Below are 19,586 nucleotides of genomic sequence, written 5' to 3'. Positions count from 1 at the left end.
GGGGGTGGTGTGTTTTAAGCCTAGGTGGTTTGTTGGGGGGGGGGGGGGGGGGGGCGGGGGGGCCCCCCCGCCGCCGCCCCCCCGCCCCCCCGGGGGCCCCCCCCCCCCGCGACCTCGATGCGAGCGGCGCGTGATCCGACCACTCCCACTGTGAACACGTTCAATGCGATGGACGGGCCGGTGTACCGCCATCGGGGCGTGATCTCCACCGCCGCCGGGACGGCGGCGCGGGCTGTCCGCCACCTCCGGGGGCCCTCCCGAGCGCCGGGTACGCGCGCCCGGGCGGCCCCGCCCTGGCGGCCTACCTCCCGTAGGCCGCCAGGGCGGCCGAGAGGCCCGTGAGGTCGGTCCCGAGCTTGCGGCAGGCCGTGGAGAGCTCCCAGTCCGCGGCCCCGTCCGAGTGCGGGTTCGGATGCGGGTCGGCCGCCGGTTCCCCGGTCGGGTGCGGGGGCACGTGCGCCTCGGGTACCGCCTCGCCCCGCACCGCCCGTTCCGCCGCACGGAGCTCGCCCTCCGTGAGCCGGTCCTCCCCGAGCGGGACGAGCGACGGACCGCCGCCCGGACCCGCCAGGACGCCAGCCGCCTCGGCCGCCAGGCCGTCGGCTCCGCATTCCCGCGCCGTCACCACGGCCCGCGCCAGCAGCTCCTCGTCCCGCAGCTCCGTGCCGAGGGCGGCGAGTGCCCGGGCCAGTTCGTATCCGGCCGGGGACGTCGCGAGGAGGGCCACCGCCTCGCGCAGCAGCTCCGCCCGGTCCACGGGGGCCGCCACCTCGGCCGCCACCCGCAGGGCCTGGCCGATCGCCGACGGGGCGCCGAAGGCGCGGGCCCGCCGCAGGGCGTCGCCGGCCAGGGCGCGGGCCCGCTCGGGGTCCACGCCCGCCACGGCCCGGGCCAGGTGCAGCTGCCACGGGCACCACGCCGGGTTCTGGATGCCGCGCGGGGTCAGCCGCCGGTCGACCTCCTCCAGCTCGGCCGCGGCCGCCTTCGCGTCGCCCCGGGCCAGCAGCAGTTCGGCGTACACGGTCTGGGAGTCCGGGAAGACCACGGCCGCCGGGAAGGGCCGGCCGAACTCGTGCTCCCGCGCCAGCTCCCAGGCCTCGTCGGTCCGTCCCCGGGCGAGCAGCGTCGTGATCAGGATGGCGATGGTGTACCAGTGCACGGGCGTTCCGCGGCCCACGCGCTCGGCGAGCTGCAGCCCGGCCCGGGCCAGCTCCTCGGCCTCCGCGAGCCGCCCGCGCCGGAAGCGGATGTAGGCGCGCAGGCTGTACCCGAAGGAGAGGTGCGCCCCGCGCCAGCCCTGCCGCTCGAACTCGGCGGTGCCCGCCTCGAACAGCTCGTCGGCCCGGCCGGGGCGGTCGGCGTACATGTGGGCCATGGCCACGAGCACGGGGACCTCGAAGCCGCGGTCCTCGTACGCCCAGCTGAACCCCTGTTCCAGGACCCGCCCGGCGTGGTGGAGGACCACGTCCACCGGTTCACCGCGCAGGCAGGCGTCCCAGGCGCGCAGCCCGATGACGTACCGCTCGGTGAGGTCGCGGCCGGTCAGCCGGTCGGCGAGCCGGGCCAGGCGCCGGGAGCGGGCCGGGGAGTCGGTCTCGGCGGCGTTGAAGGCGTCCCACATGAACTGCTCGGACTGGAGGCGCAGCCGGGCGCGTACGTCGTGGGTGTGCGGGATCTCCCGCGCGAGGGATTCGGAGGCCTCGGCGAGGCGGTCGCTGTGGGCGAGGACCTGGGCGAGCCGGATGACGATGCCCTGGCGCAGGGCGGGGTCGTCCACGGGCTCGGCGAGGGCCGCCCGCAGGTGGTTGACGGTGTTGGCCGGTTCGGTGAGCAGGGAGGCGCAGCCGAGTTCGTAGAGCACGGCGGCGCGTTCGTCGAAGTCGGGGGGTTCGAGCAGGGCGCGGGCGAGCTGGCGGCGGGCCGCCTCGGGGGCTCCGGCCCGGAGGTTCTCGCCGGCGGCCTCGCGCAGCACGCGCACCACCCAGGGGTCGTTCTCCGGGTGGGTCTCCAGGAGGTGGCGGGCGGCCGCGGAGGGGCCGAGGCCGGCGTCGATGACGGCCGCGGCGGCCTTGCCGTGCAGGGCGACGCGCAGCGCGTCGGGGATGGCCCGGTATATGGCGGTGGCGATGAGCGGGTGGACGAACTCCAGCCCCCCATCGGGCTCTTCGGTGGCGGCGGACAGGACGCGGGCGTCCCGCAGCCGGCCCGTGGCGTCCACGGCCTCCTCCGCCCCGAGGGCGGCGACCCGGGCGGCGAGGTCCTGCGGGATGGCGGTGCCGAGGACGGCGCAGGCCCAGGCGAAGCGGACGGTGGAGGGGCCGAGGCGTTCGAGGCGTTCGACGAGGCCGCTGCCTCGCTGGGCGGCGGCGAGGTCGCGCAGCAGCGGGGCGCTGGCCTCGACCGGGGCGAGCCCCTTGTCCTGGATCTTGGCGGTGAGTTCGACGGCCTCGAAGGGGTTGCCGGTGGTGACGGCCCAGGCCTCCTTGCAGAAGGCGTCGTCGGCGTGGTCGCCGATCGCCTCGCGGACCAGGCCGGCCACGGCGGGCTCGGTCAGCGGGGCGAGGGAGAGCGGGCGCTGTCCCGCGCGCCCGGGCAGCGTACGGAAGGCGTCGGCGTGCGCGGGCAGTTCGTCGGGGCGGTAGGCGACGACGAGGAGCAGCGGGAGGTGTTCGGCGCGGGGCGCGTAGGCGGCGAGCCATTCGAGGGATTCGGGGTCGGCCCAGTGGACGTCGTCGACGACGAGGGTGACGGGGGCGCGCTTGACGACGAGGTGGGTGAGCACCCAGTCGAGTCCGTCGCGCAGGCCCTGGGGGTCGGGCGGGGCGCCCTGTTCGGGGGCGCAGAGGCCGAGGGCCGGGCCGACGATGGAGTACCAGCTGCCGAGGGCGGCGCGCAGTTCCTGTTCGGAGGTCCCGGCGAGCTGGGGCTGGATGAGTTGGCGGGCCACGTGGAAGGGCTGGCTCTGTTCCTGTTCGCCGCCGCGTGCCGCGAGGACGGTGCAGGAGAGTGCGTGGGCGCGGCGGCGCAGTTCGGCGAGGAGGGTGGTCTTGCCGAGGCCGGCGGGTCCGGAGAAGGCGAGGAGTGCGCCGCCGCCGTCCGGTGCGGGGCCGGCGAGCAGGTCGAGGGCTTCGTCGACGATGGCGAGTTCGGTCTCGCGTTCGACCAGTGTGCGCCGCATGCGGGTCCGGCGTTCCGTCATGGCTGGTACCCCCCAGGCCTGTTCGGGGGCATCAGCGTACGCCCGCGCGCAACGGGAGGGAGCCTGCTGTCGGAAAGTTTCCGATCTTCTTTTCAGCTGTCCGCGGAGCGCTCCGCGAGGCCCTCCAGAACGGCGACCGCCTCGGCGGCGCGGTCGGCTTCCACGAAGAGGTGGTCGTGGTGGTAGCCGGCGATGACGTTGCAGCTCAGGCCGTGTGCGCCGAGCTCGGCGGCGAAGGCGGCGGTGAGGCCGACGGCGTCGAGGGCGGAGTGGACGCGCAGGGTGATCCAGCCGGCGGTGTAGTCGTAGGCCAGCCCGGCCGCGTCGGCCTCCTCCTGCCGCAGGACGAGAGTGAGCCCCTCGTGCTCCCGAATGGTGGCGACGGGCGCCGTCCCGGCCGGGACGGCGGTGCCGGGGACGGTGCAGAACACGTACGCGCCGTCGTTCAGTTCGGGCCGCATGCCGCTCAGCAGTTTCCGCAGATCGCTCTCGCCGCTCATGGCACAAGCGTAGTCAGCGTTCCGCCCGGAGCCTGCGGTGCCACCACGCGCGGGGGCGTCCGCTGCGGTCGGCCCAGTGGGCGGGCAGCGGATCGGGATCGGGCAGCGTGCGACGGCGGAATTCATCGTCGAGCGCGGCGAGCATCCGGCCGAGTTCCGCCCGGGCCGACGGCGGGAGGGCCTGCCGGCTGTCCCGCAGGGCGTCGCGGACGAACCCGATGTCGTCGAACTCGCACTCCGGGCAGCCGCACTCCACGGCGAGCGGCCTGAGGCGCGAGCCCGGGCGGCTCAGGAACGCCCGGTACAGGGCGAGTTGCTGCCGAAGGGCGCTGAAACCGTGCTCGTGGCCGAAAGTCCCGCTCTCCGTCCAGTGGACGGCGGCACTCGCGGCGGCGGACAGGCGGTCCACTCGGGGCAGGTGGCGCACCCATGCGGGTGGCCTGCGGCCTTCGAATCTTCCTCGTGCGGCGCGCAGCGCGCCCGGCCGTCTACGCGGCATCGCCCTTTCGGGGGTTGATCGTCACGGCCCCAGCATGCCGAGGAGGTCCCACCCCGGGCAACGGCTTTACGCGCCGCGACCCGCTGCCCAGCGGCCGGGCGGCGGGTCACGGCGAGGGGGCGACGCCTACGTGAGGTCGAACTCCCCGCCCCGCGCGCCCAGTACGAACTTGCGCCACTCGTCCGGCGCGAAGATCAGCGAAGGGCTTTCGGGGCGCTCGCTGTTGCGCATCGCGATGAAACCGTCCACGAAGGCGATCTGGACGTCGCCCGCTCCCCGGCTGCTCGACTGCCAGTCCGCCTCGGTGAGATCGAGGTCCGGCTTCCCCCAGCCGGCGAGGGGTTGTGAAGTCATGCTCTCTGCCACGTGCGTGCTCCTCCCGGTACGTCGTCCGGGGCCAAGGTTAACCACAGCAGCGGGTGCCGCACAGGCCACGGTGAGTCACCCTGACCGGTCCGGCACCCCCAGCGGCCCCTCAGCTTGTGGGCTCCTCCGCCCCCACCAACCACATCGCGAAGAACTGCGCGCCGCCGCCGTACGCGTGTCCCATCGCCCGGCGGGCTCCCGGGACCTGGTGTTCCCCGGCCTGGCCGCGGACCTGGAGGGCGGCCTCCGCGAAGCGGATCATGCCGGAGGCGCCGATCGGGTTGGTGGAGAGCACGCCTCCCGACGGGTTGACCGGAAGGTCGCCGTCGAGTTCGGTGACGCCGGCCTCGGTGAGCTTCCAGCCCTCGCCCTCCTCCGCGAAGCCGAGGTTCTCCAGCCACATCGGCTCGTACCAGGAGAACGGCACGTACATCTCGACCGCGTCGATCTCGCGGCGCGGATCGGTGATCCCGGCCTGCCGGTAGACGTCGGCCGCGCAGTCCTTGCCGGCCTGCGGGGAGACGAAGTCCTTGCCCGCGAAGAGCGTCGGCTCGCTGCGCATCGCGCCGCCGTGCACCCAGGCGGGCGGCTTCGGCGAACGGGCGGCGCCCGCGCGGTCGGTGAGGATCATCGCGCAGGCCCCGTCGGAGGAGGGGCAGGTCTCGGAGTACCGGATCGGGTCCCACAGCATCGGCGAGGCCTGGACCTTCTCCAGGGTGATGTCGTGCTCGTGCAGGTGCGCGTACGGGTTCTTCAGGGCGTTGCGGCGGTCCTTGTACGCGACGAGCGAGCCCACCGTGTCGGGCGCGCCGGTGCGCCGCATGTACGCGCGCACGTGCGGGGCGAAGAACCCGCCGGCGCCCGCGAGCAGCGGCTGCTGGAAGGGCACGGGGAGGGAGAGGCCCCACATGGCGTTCGACTCGGACTGCTTCTCGAACGCGAGGGTGAGGACGGTGCGGTGGACGCGGGCCGCCACCAGGTTGGAGGCGACGAGCGCCGTGGAGCCGCCGACCGAGCCCGCCGTGTGCACGCGCAGCATCGGCTTGCCGACGGCGCCGAGCGCGTCAGCCAGGTAGAGCTCGGGCATCATCACCCCCTCGAAGAAGTCGGGGGCCTTGCCGATGACGACCGCGTCGATGTCCGCCCAGGTCAGTTCGGCGTCGGCGAGGGCGCGGGTCGCGGCCTCGCGGACCAGTCCGGCGATGGAGACGTCGTGGCGGGCCGCGACGTGCTTGGTCTGCCCGATCCCGACGACGGCGACGGGCTCCTTGCCCGTCCCGCCCGTGTTACCCGTAGTGCTCACCGAGCGTCCCCTTCCAGGACGGCGACCAGGTTCTGCTGGAGGCAGGGGCCGGAGGTGGCGTGGGCGACGGCCCGGTCGGACTCGCCGCGGTGGATGCGGGCGGCCGCCTCGCCGATCCGGATCAGGCCGGCGGCCATCATCGGGTTGGCGGCGAGGGCCCCGCCGGAGGGGTTGACGGCGACCGCTTCGCCGAGCCCGAGCGCCTTGCGGAGCACGACCTCCTGGGAGGAGAACGGCGCGTGCAGCTCCGCCGTGTCCACCGCGGCCTCGAAGACGCCGGCGCGTTCGGCGGCGATGCGGGTGGACGGCGAGTCGGTGAGGTCGCGCAGGCCGAGGCTGTGGGCCTCGATGCGGTGGTCGATGCCGGTGATCCAGGCGGGGCGTTCGCACAGTCGGCGCGCGGTGTCGCCGGCGGCGAGGACGACGGCGGCGGCGCCGTCGCCGATCGGCGGGCAGTCCCCCGTGCGCAGCGGCGCGACCTGGTAGTCGCCCTGCGGGACGGCGCCGCGGAGCTGGGCGTGGGCGTTGGCCTCGGCGTCGGCCCGGCTGCGGGCGCCGATCGCGGCGAGGGCGGGTTCGTCGGTCTCGCCCGCGTCGATCAGGGCCTGGGCCTGGAGGGCGGCGAGGGCCACCGAGTCGGGCCAGAGGGGGGCCACGTAGTACGGGTCGAGCTGGCGCGTCAGCACGTCGCGCACCGAGCCCGGCGAGGACTTCCCGTACGAGTAGACGAGCGCGGTGTCGGCCTCGCCGGTCTGGATCTTGACCCAGGCCTCGTACAGGGCCCACGCGCCGTCCATCTCGACGTGCGACTCGGAGATGGGCGGCCAGGCGCCCACCCCGTCGAGGGTCATGGTGAAGGAGAAGGCCCGGCCGGCCAGGTAGTCGCTGGAGCCGGAGCAGGTGAATCCGATCTCCCCGGCCTTCAGGCCGGTGGCGGCCAGCACCTGGTGCAGGACCGGCATGACCATCTCGACTTCGCTGAGGTCGGAGGTGTCGCGGCGGTGGTCGCTCTGCGCGAAGGCGACGACGGCGACCTCGCGGGCGTACCTCGACGGCGTCTTCGGCATCAGATGAGCTCCTTGTACGCGTCGTAGTCCGCGTCCGGCTCGCCGGTGGGGCGGTAGTGGTCGGGGTAGCGGCCGCCTTCGGTCCAGACCGGTTCGACCCGCAGGCCCATGCGGACCTGGTCGTACGGGATGCCGCCGATCCGGCCGTGGAGGGCGAGGCCGGCGCCGTCGAGGGCGATGTGGGCGTAGACGTAGGGGACCTCGATGTCGAGGTTCTTGGCCTTGATGTTGACGATGCAGAAGGTGGTGACGGTGCCCGCGGGGCCGACTTCCACCTGGTCGGTGGTGGCCACCCCGCAGGTGGGGCAGGCGCCGCGCGGCGGGACGTACACCTTGCGGCAGGAGGGGCAGCGCTCGCCGACGGTCTTCTGCTCGGAGAGGGCGGCGATGTAGGCGGTCTGGGCGCGGCCCGGGCTGTACGTGTAGTCGAGGCGGGCGCGGGCGACGATGCCGTGGACGGCGTCGTCGAAGGCCCCGTCGTGCGGGGCGCCTTCGCCGACGTCGAGTCCCCCGTACGGCTCGAAGCAGGCGATGTCGGTGATCGCCCCGATGCGGTCCGCGGCCCAGCGGATCCGGACCCGCATGCCGGTGCGCACGGAGTCGGCGTCGGGTGCGTCGAGGGCGTGGAGGAGGGCGGTGTCGGCGCCGTCGAGCTTGACCAGCACCCAGGCGAAGGGGGTGTCCAGGGGCTGGTTCGGCCGGGGGTGGCCGTTCCAGGCCCAGGTGGTGACGGTGCCGGTGTCCGCGACCTCCACGAGCTCGCGGATCTCCTCGGCGGTGGCGGGGTCGTACTCGACGGGCGGCACCATCACCGCGCCGCCGGAGGTCTTGACGCCGAGTACGACGCCTTCGCGCAGTCCGGTGAGGAAGGCGCTCTGGACGGGCCCGAGGGACCGGGTGAAGGGGAACTCGACGACGAGGGGCGCGCGGAGCACCTCCGGTGGGGAGGCAGCTGTCATGGTGGCTCTCCGATGCGTTTGATTCCGGTACGGGCGGTCGATGCACACGGTCCGCGGGCGGGCCCGCTCCCCCCGTCTGACGTCTTGCACGGTCCCGCCCCCGGCAAGCAACTCCGGCTTCGCCGGGCACGTTTCAGCCCCGCCGGCATTTGAGGCGCGGGGTCCGGGGCAGCGCCCCGATCCTTCGGCCCCGCCCGGCAAATCCAGCCCCGCCGGCATTTGAGGCGCGGGGTCCGGGGCAGCGCCCCGATCCTTCGGCCCCGCCCGGCAAATCCAGCCCCGCCGGCGTTTGAGGCGCGGGGTCCGGGGCGGAGCCCTGGCAACGGCGCCGCACCCGGACCCGCACCCGCACCCGCACCCGCACCCGCACCCGCACCCGCATACGGCACGGCACGGCACGGCACGGCGGCACAAGCTACTCCCGGCGATACAGCGGCGGCCGCTTCTCCGCGAACGCCCGCGCCCCCTCCTTCGCGTCCGCCGTGTCGAAGATCGGCCACCCCCGCAGCAGTTCCGCCGCCAGGCCCTCCGTCTCCGTCAGCTCCGCGGACTCGTACACGGAGGCCTTCACGGCCTCCACGGCCAGCGGCCCGCACTCGTTGATCCGCTCCGCGATCTCCAGCGCGGCGTCGAGCGCCGTACCGGCCGGCACCACCCGCCCGACCAGTCCGATCCGGGCCGCCTCCTCCGCGGAGTACGGGCGCCCGGTCAGCAGCATCTCCAGGGCGTGCGTGCGCGGGATCTGGCGCGGCAGCCGCACCGTGGAGCCGCCGATCGGGAAGAGCCCCCGCTTGACCTCGAACAGTCCGAAGGTGGCCCCCTCCCCCGCCACCCGGATGTCGGTGCCCTGGAGGATCTCCGTACCGCCGGCCACGCAGTACCCCTCGACCGCCGCGATCACCGGCTTGCGCGGCCGGTGGTGGCGCAGCATCGCCTTCCAGTGGAGGTCGGGGTCGGCCTTGAGGCGGTCGCGGTACGAGTCGCCCGCCATGCCCTTGCCGGCGAGCGCCTTGAGGTCCATGCCGGCGCAGAAGTCCCCGCCCGCGCCGGTCAGCACCACCGAGCGGATCTCCTCGTCCGCGTCCGCTTCGAGCCAGCCGTCGTACAGGCCCACCAGCAGCGGCAGCGAGAGCGCGTTCTTCGCCTCGGGCCTGTTCATGGTCAGCACCAGCGTGGCACCGTGCCGCTCCACGGTCAGGTGTTCCGTCCCACCCATTGCCGTCCTCCCGTCTCAAGACCTAGAACAGGTTGCAGTAGGGGCGGGTGCAGTTCAATAGTTTTCTGACACTCAGTCAGATTTCTTGGGCGGCGCCCTTCCCAGTTCTCTTCGGCGGCGCTCTAATGACCGCCGAGCAGACAGTCATGCGTCATGCGCGTCATGCGTCACGCGTCAGGAGGAACGGTGGAGTACAACCTTGCCGACCTGTTCGAGTCGGTCGTGGACGTGGTCCCGGACCGCGAGGCCCTCGTGTACGTGGACCACCCCGGCACCGGCGCCGAGCGCCGTCTGACGTACTCCGAACTGGACACGGCGGCGAACCGGATCGCGCACCACCTGCTCGACAGCGGCCTGAAGGCCGGCGAACACCTGGGCCTGCACCTCTACAACGGGGTCGAGTACCTCCAGACCGTGCTGGCCTGCCTGAAGGCCCGGTTGGTACCGGTGAACGTCAACTACCGGTACGTGGAGGAGGAGCTGGTCTACCTCTACAACGACGCCGATCTCGCGGCGCTCGTCTTCGAGGGCGAGTTCACCGAGCGGGTCGCGGCCGCGCTCCCGCAGACGACGAAGCTCCGTCATCTGATCCGGGTCGGCGCCACCCCCGAGGGCGCTCCGGAGCCGGCGATCGCTCCCGTCCCGTACGAGGACGCGGAGGCGGCGGGCTCACCCGAGCGCGGGTTCCCGCCGCGCAGCCCCGACGACCTGTTCATCATCTACACGGGCGGCACCACGGGCATGCCGAAGGGCGTGATGTGGCGGGCCGAGGACCTCTTCTTCGCGGGGCTCTTCGGCGGCGAGCCGTCGGGCGAGCCGGTGAAGCGGCCCGAGGAACTGGCCGAGCGGGTCGCGGCGCGCGGCGCCGGCCTCACCTTCTTCCCCGCGCCGCCCCTCATGCACGGCACCTCCACCCTGACCTCGTTCGTGGCCTTCAACTACGGCCAGCGGATCGTCATCCACCGCAAGTACGCGCCGGAGGAGGTGCTCCGCACGATCGAGAAGGAGAAGGTCTCCAGCGTCTCGCTCGTCGGCGACGCGATGCTGCGGCCGCTCATCGACGCCCTGAACGGGCCGCTGAAGGGCACGGACCTCTCCTCCCTCTTCAGCGTCTCCTCGTCCGGCGCGATCATGTCGGACACGGTGAAGGCGGAATTCCAGCGGCTGGCGCCGAACGTGCTCCTCCTGAACAACTTCGGATCCTCCGAATCCGGCTCCAACGGGCGCGCGACGGACGACTCCGGACCGGAGAAGGGCTTCCGACTGGAGGTCAACGAGCGCACGCAGGTGGTGGACCCGGTCACGCACGAGCCGGTGGAGGTGGGCGTTCCCGGGCGCCTGGCGCAGCGGGGCCACGTACCGCTCGGCTACTACAACGACCCGGCGAAGACCGCCGAGACCTTCTTCCAGCGGGGTTCGGAACGCTGGGTCCTGCTCGGCGACATGGCGACCGTCGACGAGGACGGCATCGTGACGGTGCTCGGCCGTGGTTCGCAGTGCATCAACACGGGCGGCGAGAAGGTCTATCCGGAGGAGGTCGAGCAGGCGCTGAAGTCCCACCCGGACGTGTACGACGCGCTGGTCGCGGGCGTCGCGGACCCGAAGTGGGGCAACCACGTGGCGGCGGTGGTCCAGATCCGCCAGGGCGCCCCGGAGCCGACGCTCGACGAGATCCAGTCTCACTGCCGCACGAAGCTGGCGGGCTACAAGATCCCCCGCCAGCTGGTGATCGCCCCGACCATCCAACGCTCCCCGAGCGGCAAGGCGGACTACCGCTGGGCGAAAACGATAGCCACGGAGGCCGACGCGACCACCTGACCGCCCACCCGGCCGGGCACAACCCGGCACCCCGACGACGGCGCCGCACCCGCCCACCCGGCCGAACGAGAACCAGCCCCGCCGGCGTTTGAGGCGCGGGGTACGGGGCGGAGCCCCGGGGAACGGTGGAAGGGCGGGGCGGGGAGCTGCTCCGCGCAGCGGCACCCGGCCCCGCCCAGGGCACCGGCCCCCGGCCCGGCCCGGCCCGCCTCGGCCCGGCCCGCCTCGGCCCGGCCCGGCCCAGCCCAGCCCAGCCCAGCCCAGCCCAGCCCGCCAGGATCAGCGGCCGGAGGCCAGGAACCGCTCCACCCGGGCCGAGAACCACCCCGCGTCGTCCAGCCATGGAAAGTGCACCGCGTCAGGCTGCACATCCACCACCCCCCGCGGAAACAACTCCGCGAGCTGCCCGGCGAGGGCCGGCCGCGGATTCCCGTCCAGCCCGCCGGCAAGCACCAGCACCTCGCCCTCGACCCGCCGCAGCCCCGCCCGGGTGGCCGGCGGGTCGAAGGCGCCCGGCCCCGCGTAGACCCCGGCCGCCTTCTCGTTCTGGCCCTCCGCACCCGCCGCCCAGTCGGCCCGGGCCGCATCGTCCCAGCGGCCGTAGAACAGTGGCGCGGCCGCGTCCCAGGCCTCGTCACTGTCGGCACCGGCGCCGCCGCCGAGGATCCCCTCGTACGCCTCGATGGCCCGGTCGTACAGCTCCGTACCCGCCCGCAGTCGGGCCGCCTCCAGTCGGTGTTCCACGGTGACCGGAAGGTCCACGGCCCAGGCGGTGGGGGTGACCAGGACGATCCGGCGCACCCGGTCGGGGTGCGCGGCCGCGTAGAGCTGGGCGAGGTTGCCTCCGGCGGAGTGCGCGAGGAGGTCCATGCGCTCCAGCCCGAGATGCGCCCGCAGCGCCTCGACGTCCGCCACCTGGTGGTCGACCCGGTACGTCGACTCGTCCGCCGGTACGGCGGAGTCGCCCGTGCCGCGCAGGTCGAGCAGGATCAGCCGCCGTCCGGCGTCCAGTCCGCCGAGGTCCCCCAGGTAGGCCGAGGCCCGCATGGCGCCGCCCGGAAGGCACACGAGCGGTTCACCCGCACCCTTGAAGTGGTAGGCGAGTTCGGTTCCGTCGTACGTGGTGAAGGTAGGCATGCGGACCATCACAACAGACGATCACTCGTTCGAGTCATTGATTTACCTCACGCGGACCTGGCAATCTACCGAATGATCGTTCGGTTCATTCAGGATGAGGTGACGACATGGCGGTGCACGCGGATCTCCACGACGAAGGCGAGCGGCTGAGCCGCGACGAGCTGGCCTCCCTCCAGTTGCGACGGCTGCGCGCGACCCTGCTCCGCGCCTACGAGCGGGTGCCGTTCTACCGCCAGTCCTTCGACAAGGCGGGCGTGCACCCCAACGACTGCCGCTCCCTCGCCGACCTGGCCCTGTTCCCCTTCACCGCCAAGACCGACCTCCGTGACCACTACCCGTTCGGCATGTTCGCCGTACCGCGTTCCGAGGTCCGCCGCATCCACGCCTCCAGCGGCACCACGGGGCGCCCCACCGTGGTCGGGTACACCGACGGGGACCTGTCCACCTGGGCGGACGTGGTGGCCCGGTCCATACGGGCGGCGGGCGGGCGGCCCGGCCAGATCGTGCACATCGCCTACGGCTACGGCCTGTTCACCGGCGGCCTCGGCGCGCACTACGGGGCCGAGCGCCTCGGCTGCACGGTCGTGCCCGCGTCGGGCGGAATGACGGACCGGCAGGTCCGGCTCATCGAGGACTTCAGACCGGAGGTCATCATGGTGACCCCCTCCTACATGCTGACCCTGCTGGACGAGATGGAGCGCCAGGGCATCGATCCGCGCGCCACCTCCCTGCGGACCGGCATCTTCGGCGCGGAACCGTGGACGGAGGAGATGCGCCGGGAGATCGAGGAGCGGCTCGGCATCGACGCGGTGGACATATACGGGCTGTCCGAGGTCATGGGCCCGGGGGTGGCCCAGGAGTTCGCGTCCACCAAGGACGGGCTCCACATATGGGAGGACCACTTCTACCCCGAGGTGGTCGATCCCCTGACGGGCGACGTGCTGCCGGACGGGGAGCCGGGCGAACTGGTGTTCACTTCCCTCACCAAGGAGGCCATGCCGGTCATCCGCTACCGCACCCGGGATCTGACTCGACTGCTGCCCGGCACGGCGGCGCCGGCCTTCCGTCGGATGGAGAAGATCACGGGCCGCAGCGACGACATGATCATCCTGCGCGGAGTGAACCTGTATCCGACCCAGGTCGAGGAGATCCTGCTGCGGACGGCCGGACTGGCTCCGCACTTCCAGTTGCGGCTGACCCGGGAGGGCCGGCTGGACGCGCTGACGGTGCGGGTGGAGGCCCGCCGGGAGACGGACTCCGACCGGAGGTCCGCCGCGGCCGCCGAGGTGGTCCGGGCCGTCAAGGAGGGCATCGGGGTCTCGGTCCGGGTGGAGGTCGTCGACCCGGAGACTCTGGAGCGTTCGGTGGGGAAGATCAAGCGACTGGTCGACCTGCGGGGTGCCGGGGCGGAGTGACACACGCCCGCGGCCGGGTGAAACCACCCTTTCGGGCCCACTTCGGGGCCCCCTCCGGGAGGGAGGTCATCCGCGCGGGTAGGGCATGAGGCGTGACCTCGATCATCCGGCAGCTCTACGACCGGCTCCAGGGCTCCCCTGCCGGTCTGGCCTGGAGCCGAGGCCGGGAGATGGAGCTCATGCACCGGGCGATGGGCTTCGCGGCCCTCGGCTTCCTCACCCTGGTGCCGTTGCTGATCGTCGTGGCCGCCGCAGCACCCGGCAGCGGTTCGGGGTTCGGCCGCTGGCTCGGCCAGGCGCTCGGGGTGACGCGGGCTTCCCGCAACCGGGTCGAGCTGCTGTTCGGCGCGGCGGACCTGGCGCTGGAGCGGACCACCGCCTTCGGCCTCGCGGCGCTGGCGGTCTTCGGCCTGACCTTCGGATCGGCCGTGCAGACCGGCTACGAGAAGGTCTGGGACCTGCCGACCGCCCGTTGGCACACCATGTGGCGGCACGTCGTCTGGCTGGCCCTGCTGGTCTGCTACCTCGGCCTGCTGGTGGGGATCCCGGCGCCGTCGCACAGCGTGTACGGCACGGTCGTCGGCACCCTGAGCGACCTGGTCGGCACCTGCCTGTTCTTCGTCGCCTCGCAGCGGCTGCTGCTCTGCGGGCGGGTCCGCTGGCGCGCGCTGGTGCCGGGCGCACTGGCGACGAGCCTCGGGCTGCTGGGGCTGCGGGTCTTCTCGCAGTTGGTGTTCTCCCCGCTGATCGCGTCGAACGCCGTCACGTACGGCCCCTTCGGCACCCTGCTGGTCGTGCAGTCCTGGCTGGTCGGTGTGGGCTTCGTGGTCTACGGCGGGGCGCTCGTCGGCCGGCTCGTCCACGAGCACCTCACGCTGACGCGTCTACGGCGCGATGGACCCCAGTCCTCCGGCGGGGGGCCTTCTCATGATCCGGAAACGGGCTGACCGCACCGCTCCACTGATGGCAGGATCGGTCCGCACCGCCGTCAACATGCTTGATTCACAGGGGGATTGATGACAACGCAGCATGCCGCGGGTGAAGCCGCCGGCCGGGTCTGGCTGATCACCGGGGCCTCGTCCGGCTTCGGCCGGACCCTCACCGAGGCCGCGCTCGCGGCCGGTGACACCGTGGTCGCGGCGGCCCGCCGCACCCAGTCGCTCGAAGGGCTGGCGGCCGAGCACCCGGAGCGGCTCGTGCCGCTCGCCGTGGACGTCTCGGACGTCGCGCGCGCCGAGGCGGCCGTGGCGGAGGTCGTGGACCGCTTCGGCCGGATCGACGTCCTGGTCAACAACGCCGGCCGAGGCCTGATCGGGGCCGTGGAGGAGACCTCGGACGCCGAGCTCCGGGACCTGATGGACCTGCACTTCTTCGGCCCGGCGGCGCTCACCCGCGCCGTGCTGCCCCACATGCGGGCCCGCAAGTCGGGTGCCGTCGTCCAGATGAGCAGCATGGGCGGACGGCTGTCGTTCCCCGGGGTCGGGGCGTACTCGGCGACGAAGTTCGCCCTGGAGGGGCTGACCGAGGCGCTCGCCGGGGAGGTCGCGGCCTTCGGCATCAAGGCGCTGATCGTGGAGCCGGGGTCGTTCCGTACGGGCTTCGCGGGCGGGTCCGCGTTGCAGCAGACCGCCACCGAGCTGGCGGCCTACGCGGACACCGTGGGCGGCGTGCGCAAGGGTCTGCCGGACAGCGACGGCAAGCAGCCCGGCGACCCCGTCAAGGCGGCCGCCGCGATCCTGGCCGCCCTGGACGCCGAGCAGACGCCGCTGCGGCTGGCGCTGGGCAACGACGCGCTGGACGCGATCCTGTCCCACGCGGACGCGGCACGCGCCGAGGCCCTCGCCTGGGAGCCGACGAGCCGAGGCACGGACTTCGACGCCTGACCCCGGCCCCCGGGGCCGAAGCCGAGGCCCGGGCGGTCGGGGTCAGTGCGGGTCGGCCGTCGGGGGGTTCGCGAAGCGGTCGCGGAGCGATCGCTTGAGGATCTTGCCGCTGGCGTTGCGCGGGAGGGCGTCCACGAACAGGACCCGCTTCGGGGCCTTGAAGTGGGCCAGCTTCTCCCGCGCGTACGCCATCAGCTCCGCCTCTGTCACCTCCCCGCGCGGTACCACCACGGCCGTCACCGCCTCGATCCACCGCTCGTCCGGCAGCCCGACCACCGCCGCCTCGGCCACCCCGGGGTGCGTGTACAGCACGTCCTCGACCTGCCGGGAGGCGACCAGTACGCCGCCCGAGTTGATGACGTCCTTGACGCGGTCCACGACCGTGAAGTAGCCCTCGGCGTCGCGCACCGCGAGGTCGCCCGAGCGGAACCAGCCGTCCCGGAAGGCCTTCTCCGTGGCCTCCGGGTCGTTCCAGTACCCGCGGCACAGCTGCGGCGAGCGGTAGACCACCTCGCCCGCCGTACCGGCCGGCACGTCCTTGCCGTCCTCGTCGACGACCTTCGCCTCCACGTGCCGTACCGTCCGCCCGCAGGAGTCCATCCGCCCCTCGTGCTCGTCCGGCCCCAGCACCGTGGCCAGCGGGCCGATCTCGCTCTGGCCGAAGCAGTTGTAGAAGCCCAGCCCGGGCAGCCGCGCGCGCAGCCGCTCCAGGACCGGTACCGGCATGATCGACGCCCCGTAGTACGCCTTGCGCAGCGCGCCGAGGTCGCGCCGCCCGAAGTCGGGGTGGTTGGCCAGTGCGATCCAGACGGTCGGCGGGGCGAAGAGGCTGTCCGCCTCCCCCGCCTCCACGAGGTCGAAGACCTGCGCGGCGACCGGCGCGTCCAGGATGGTGTTGCTCGCCCCCACCGCCAGGTACGGCAGCAGGAAGACGTGCATCTGTGCCGAGTGGTACAGCGGCAGCGAGTGCGCCGGCCGGTCCTCCTCGGCCAGGTCCAGCGCCTCGATCGCGCTCTCGTACTCGTGCGCGAGCGCCCGGTGCGTCATCATCGCGCCCTTGGGAAGGGCCGTGGTCCCGGAGGTGTACAGCAGCTGCGCCAGCCCGTCCGGTTCGCTGCGGCCGTCAAAGGGCAGCGGCTCGGCGAGTTCCGCCAGGAAGGATCCGTCGGCGTCGCGCAGCGGCCGCACCCGGTACCCGTCTGGGACCCGCCCGGCGAGGTCGGGATCGGCCAGGACCAGGGCACTGGCGCTGTTGTCCAGGATGTACGCCAGGTCCTCCCCGGTGAGGTTCTGGTTGACGGGGACGTGCGTGAGGCCGGCGCGGGCGCAGGCGAGGAAGGCGAGGAGGTAGGCGTCGGAGTTGTGGGCGAAGGTCGCGACCCGGTCGCCCTCAAAGAGCCCGTACCGCTCCCGCAGGAGGGCGGCGCCGGTGGTGGCGGCGGCGTCGAGTTCCGCGTAGGTCCAGGTCCGTTCGTGGTAGCGGACGGCGACCCGGTCGGGCACCCGGCGCGCGCTGTGGCGTACGAGTCCGTCGACCGTCCGCTCCCGTACGGCCCGCTCCGCGCCGTCGGCGCCCTCCGCCTGCCCTGCCCGCTCTGCCCGCTCTGCCCGCTCTGGCGTCATGGCGCGATCCTCATGCCCCGTACGCCCAAGGTCAATAACCGGGATACCAAACGGGACGTTGACAGATCATCGGACCGACTGCATGAGTGTGGGGGCACTGACGCACCACCTTCTCATCGGCAACCACGCACATCCGCAGGCTACTTGGGAGGCATGTTGCACCTCAGCACCCGTCCGATACTCCGGCGCGTCGCCCTCGCGGGCGCCGCGCTGCTCGCCGCCGCGGCCGCGGCGCCACCCGCCTCGGCCTCGGCTGCGACCGGGGAGCGTATGCCCTCCGGCGGCGGCCTGTCCGCCGTCATCCGGTACACCGAGAACGGCATCCCGCACATCCTCGCCCAGGACTACGCGCACCTCGGCTTCGGCACCGGCTGGGCACAGGCCGCCGACCAGGTGTGCGTGCTGGCCGACGGGTTCGTGACCCTCGCCGGGGAGCGCTCGCGCTGGTTCGGTCCGGACGCCGCGCCCGACGGATCCCTCTCCTCCGCCACCCGGAACCTCTCCAGCGACCTGTACTTCAAGGGCGTCCGGGAATCCGGCACGGTGGACAAGCTCCTCGCGACCCCCGCTCCGGCCGGTCCCGGCAAGGACCTCAAGGAGCTGATGCGCGGCTGGGCCGCCGGGTACAACGCCTGGCTGGCCCAGAACAAGATCACCGATCCGACCTGCAAGGGCGCCGGCTGGGTCCGCCCGGTCACCGCCACGGACGTGGCGGCCCGCGGCTTCGCCGTCTCGGTCCTCGGCGGCCAGGGCCGCGGAATCGACGCCATCACGGCCGCGCAGCCCCCGACCGCACCCGCGGCCGGCGCCCGCGCCGCGGCCCCTCGGCAGACCGATCCGGCGGCAGCGGCGGAGGCCGCGCGGGAGTTCTTCGACACCTCCCGGTACGACATGGGCTCCAACGCGGTGGCCTTCAACGGATCGACCACCGCGAACGGCCGCGGGCTGCTGCTCGGGAACCCTCACTACCCGTGGCAGGGCGGGCGCCGCTTCTGGCAGTCGCAGCAGACCATCCCCGGCGAGCTGAACGTCTCGGGCGGCTCCCTCCTGGGCACCCCCGTGGTCAGCATCGGCTTCAACGAGAAGGTGGCCTGGAGCCACACGGTGGCCACCGGCACCCCGGTCAACCTGCACCAGCTCACCCTCGACCCGGCCGATCCGACGGCCTACCTGGTCGACGGGACATCGGAGGCGATGACCCGGCGCACCGTCACCGTCCCGGTGGCCGGCGGCGATCCGGTGACCCGCACGCAGTGGTGGACCCGCTACGGCCCGGTGATCACGGGTCTCGGCCCGGGCCTGCCGCTGCCCTGGACCGGCGGGACGGCGTACGCGCTGAACGACCCCAACGCGGTGAACCTGCGCGGCTCCGACACCGCCCTGGCCATGGGCAAGGCCCGCTCGGTGGCCGGGATCCAGCAGGCCCTGGCCCGCACCCAGGGGCTTCCCTGGGTGAACACGGTCGCCGCGGACTCCGCGGGCGGCACCCTCTTCACCCAGTCCCAGGTGGTCCCCCGGATCACGGACGAACTCGCCGCGCGCTGCTCCACCCCGCTGGGCCGGGCGACGTACCCGGCCTCGGGGCTGGCCGTGCTGGACGGTTCGCGGGCCGACTGCGCGCTCGGCACGGATCCGGACGCGGTGCAGCCGGGCGTGTTCGGCCCTGCGAAGGCGCCGACGCTGCGGGACGCCCCGTACGCCGAGAACTCCAACGACAGTGCCTGGCTGGCCAATGCCGACCGACCGCTGACCGGCTACGAGCGGATCTGGGGCAACGTCTCCACCCCCCGGTCGATGCGTACGCGCGGCGCGGTCGAGGACGTGTCGGCGATGGCCTCCAGGGGCGGGCTGACGGTGGCCGACCTGGAGCGGCAGCAGTTCGCGAACCGGGTGCCGGCCGGTGACCTGGCGGCGGCCGACGCCGCGAAGGCGTGCTCCGCGCTGCCCGGGGGTACGGCGACGGCGGGCGACGGCACTGCCGTGGACGTCTCGGCGGCCTGCGGGGTGCTGGCCGCGTGGGACCGTACGGCGGACTCCTCCAGCCGGGGCGCCCTGCTCTTCGACCGGTTCTGGCGCAGGCTGACGGCGTCGACGGCGCCCAAGGACCTGTGGCTGGTGCCGTTCTCGGCGGCCGATCCCGTACGTACCCCGCGCACCCTGAACCAGGCGGCGCCCGGCATCGGGCGGGCGCTGGCGGACACGGTGGTGGAGCTGAAGGCGGCCGGGATCGCCCTGGACGCGCCATTGGGCGAGCACCAGTTCGTGGTCCGCGGTGGCCAGAGGCTCCCGGTCGGCGGCGGCACGGAGGCCCTCGGCGTCTGGAACAAGATCGAGGCGCCGTGGAACGCGGCGGCCGGCGGCTACCCGGAGGTCGTGCACGGCTCCAGCCACGTCCAGGCGGTCGGCTGGGACGGCGGCCGCTGCCCGGTGGCCCGCACCCTGCTGACGTACAGCCAGTCCTCGAACCCGGATTCGCCGTACTACGCGGACCAGACCCGGCTGTTCTCGGCGGAGCGCTGGGTGACCTCGCGGTTCTGCGAGCGGGACATCCTGACCTCGCCGAAGCTGAAGGTGGTGTGGCCGCGCGAGCGGCGCTGACAC

At 73.3% G+C, this 19,586-nt stretch carries 15 protein-coding genes; 5 read left to right on the top strand and 10 right to left on the bottom strand.

From position 1 onward, the window contains the following. Window positions 1-301: 301 nt before the first annotated feature. From ACFYYJ_RS15605 to ACFYYJ_RS15570, 8 genes are all read right to left on the bottom strand, one after another. Window positions 302-3,199, bottom strand: coding sequence for an ATP-binding protein (locus ACFYYJ_RS15605; protein ID WP_389132555.1), 2,898 nt, complete (start codon window positions 3,197-3,199; stop codon window positions 302-304). Between the two features lie 92 nt (window positions 3,200-3,291). Further along, complete coding sequence (locus ACFYYJ_RS15600; RefSeq protein ID WP_385360556.1) at window positions 3,292-3,699, bottom strand: ACT domain-containing protein; 408 nt, start codon at window positions 3,697-3,699, stop codon at window positions 3,292-3,294. A 13-nt stretch (window positions 3,700-3,712) separates the two neighbouring features. Then, window positions 3,713-4,108: a hypothetical protein gene (locus ACFYYJ_RS15595; protein ID WP_385360558.1), complete on the bottom strand. Its 396-nt coding sequence runs from the start codon at window positions 4,106-4,108 to the stop codon at window positions 3,713-3,715. Between the two features lie 216 nt (window positions 4,109-4,324). Next, entirely contained in the window at window positions 4,325-4,552 is a 228-nt protein-coding gene (locus ACFYYJ_RS15590; protein ID WP_376659906.1) for a DUF397 domain-containing protein, read from the bottom strand. Between the two features lie 121 nt (window positions 4,553-4,673). Continuing rightward, window positions 4,674-5,867, bottom strand: coding sequence for a thiolase domain-containing protein (locus tag ACFYYJ_RS15585; protein ID WP_385125064.1), 1,194 nt, complete (start codon window positions 5,865-5,867; stop codon window positions 4,674-4,676). Then, the gene (locus tag ACFYYJ_RS15580; RefSeq protein WP_385125063.1) at window positions 5,864-6,934 is read right to left on the bottom strand and encodes a thiolase domain-containing protein; all 1,071 of its coding nucleotides are present in this window, start codon (window positions 6,932-6,934) and stop codon (window positions 5,864-5,866) included. The genes ACFYYJ_RS15585 and ACFYYJ_RS15580 overlap by 4 nt, the downstream gene beginning before the upstream one ends. Further along, window positions 6,934-7,893 (bottom strand): Zn-ribbon domain-containing OB-fold protein, encoded by a 960-nt coding sequence (locus tag ACFYYJ_RS15575; protein ID WP_389132551.1) that lies wholly within the window; start codon window positions 7,891-7,893, stop codon window positions 6,934-6,936. The genes ACFYYJ_RS15580 and ACFYYJ_RS15575 overlap by 1 nt, the downstream gene beginning before the upstream one ends. A gap of 415 nt (window positions 7,894-8,308) precedes the next feature. Next, the gene (locus ACFYYJ_RS15570; RefSeq protein ID WP_385360565.1) at window positions 8,309-9,109 is read right to left on the bottom strand and encodes a crotonase/enoyl-CoA hydratase family protein; all 801 of its coding nucleotides are present in this window, start codon (window positions 9,107-9,109) and stop codon (window positions 8,309-8,311) included. A 186-nt stretch (window positions 9,110-9,295) separates the two neighbouring features. Here ACFYYJ_RS15570 and ACFYYJ_RS15565 point away from each other — a divergent pair, with 186 nt between their 5' ends. Then, complete coding sequence (locus ACFYYJ_RS15565) at window positions 9,296-10,927, top strand: acyl-CoA synthetase (RefSeq protein ID WP_389132547.1); 1,632 nt, start codon at window positions 9,296-9,298, stop codon at window positions 10,925-10,927. A gap of 279 nt (window positions 10,928-11,206) precedes the next feature. Here ACFYYJ_RS15565 and ACFYYJ_RS15560 read toward each other — a convergent pair whose 3' ends face one another. Further along, window positions 11,207-12,064, bottom strand: coding sequence for an alpha/beta fold hydrolase (locus ACFYYJ_RS15560; protein WP_385127986.1), 858 nt, complete (start codon window positions 12,062-12,064; stop codon window positions 11,207-11,209). Between the two features lie 107 nt (window positions 12,065-12,171). On the opposite strand from ACFYYJ_RS15560, the gene paaK reads away from it, so the two are divergent. The 3 genes from paaK (at window position 12,172) to ACFYYJ_RS15545 (ending at window position 15,362) form a co-directional block, all read left to right on the top strand. Next, window positions 12,172-13,479 (top strand): phenylacetate--CoA ligase PaaK, encoded by a 1,308-nt coding sequence (gene paaK / locus ACFYYJ_RS15555; protein ID WP_389132545.1) that lies wholly within the window; start codon window positions 12,172-12,174, stop codon window positions 13,477-13,479. A 92-nt stretch (window positions 13,480-13,571) separates the two neighbouring features. Continuing rightward, window positions 13,572-14,426 (top strand): YhjD/YihY/BrkB family envelope integrity protein, encoded by an 855-nt coding sequence (locus ACFYYJ_RS15550; protein ID WP_385127984.1) that lies wholly within the window; start codon window positions 13,572-13,574, stop codon window positions 14,424-14,426. A gap of 69 nt (window positions 14,427-14,495) precedes the next feature. Beyond that, a complete protein-coding gene (locus tag ACFYYJ_RS15545) occupies window positions 14,496-15,362 on the top strand; it encodes an oxidoreductase (protein WP_385127983.1) in 867 nt (288 codons plus the stop codon). A gap of 42 nt (window positions 15,363-15,404) precedes the next feature. Here ACFYYJ_RS15545 and ACFYYJ_RS15540 read toward each other — a convergent pair whose 3' ends face one another. Further along, a complete protein-coding gene (locus ACFYYJ_RS15540; protein WP_389132539.1) occupies window positions 15,405-16,985 on the bottom strand; it encodes a fatty acyl-CoA synthetase in 1,581 nt (526 codons plus the stop codon). A gap of 153 nt (window positions 16,986-17,138) precedes the next feature. On the opposite strand from ACFYYJ_RS15540, the gene ACFYYJ_RS15535 reads away from it, so the two are divergent. After that, complete coding sequence (locus tag ACFYYJ_RS15535) at window positions 17,139-19,583, top strand: penicillin acylase family protein (RefSeq protein WP_389132537.1); 2,445 nt, start codon at window positions 17,139-17,141, stop codon at window positions 19,581-19,583. The last annotated feature ends 3 nt before the right edge of the window (window positions 19,584-19,586 follow it).

The sequence above is a fragment of the Streptomyces sp. NPDC002467 genome, from assembly GCF_042889825.1.
In the GTDB taxonomy this organism is placed as follows: Bacteria; Actinomycetota; Actinomycetes; order Streptomycetales; family Streptomycetaceae; genus Streptomyces.
This window is presented reverse-complemented; position numbering and strand designations above follow the sequence as displayed.

What these genes read in the sequence shown, in the direction of transcription:
- ACFYYJ_RS15600 (WP_385360556.1), bottom strand. Translation starts at nt 3,699, where the DNA reads ATGAGCGGCGAGAGCGATCTGCGGAAACTGCTGAGCGGCATGCGGCCC.
- ACFYYJ_RS15570 (WP_385360565.1), bottom strand. Translation starts at nt 9,109, where the DNA reads ATGGGTGGGACGGAACACCTGACCGTGGAGCGGCACGGTGCCACGCTG.
- ACFYYJ_RS15540 (WP_389132539.1), bottom strand. Translation starts at nt 16,985, where the DNA reads ATGACGCCAGAGCGGGCAGAGCGGGCAGAGCGGGCAGGGCAGGCGGAG.
- ACFYYJ_RS15575 (WP_389132551.1), bottom strand. Translation starts at nt 7,893, where the DNA reads ATGACAGCTGCCTCCCCACCGGAGGTGCTCCGCGCGCCCCTCGTCGTC.
- ACFYYJ_RS15545 (WP_385127983.1), top strand. Translation starts at nt 14,496, where the DNA reads ATGACAACGCAGCATGCCGCGGGTGAAGCCGCCGGCCGGGTCTGGCTG.
- ACFYYJ_RS15560 (WP_385127986.1), bottom strand. Translation starts at nt 12,064, where the DNA reads ATGCCTACCTTCACCACGTACGACGGAACCGAACTCGCCTACCACTTC.
- ACFYYJ_RS15580 (WP_385125063.1), bottom strand. Translation starts at nt 6,934, where the DNA reads ATGCCGAAGACGCCGTCGAGGTACGCCCGCGAGGTCGCCGTCGTCGCC.
- ACFYYJ_RS15590 (WP_376659906.1), bottom strand. Translation starts at nt 4,552, where the DNA reads ATGACTTCACAACCCCTCGCCGGCTGGGGGAAGCCGGACCTCGATCTC.
- paaK (WP_389132545.1), top strand. Translation starts at nt 12,172, where the DNA reads ATGGCGGTGCACGCGGATCTCCACGACGAAGGCGAGCGGCTGAGCCGC.
- ACFYYJ_RS15535 (WP_389132537.1), top strand. Translation starts at nt 17,139, where the DNA reads ATGTTGCACCTCAGCACCCGTCCGATACTCCGGCGCGTCGCCCTCGCG.
- ACFYYJ_RS15605 (WP_389132555.1), bottom strand. Translation starts at nt 3,199, where the DNA reads ATGACGGAACGCCGGACCCGCATGCGGCGCACACTGGTCGAACGCGAG.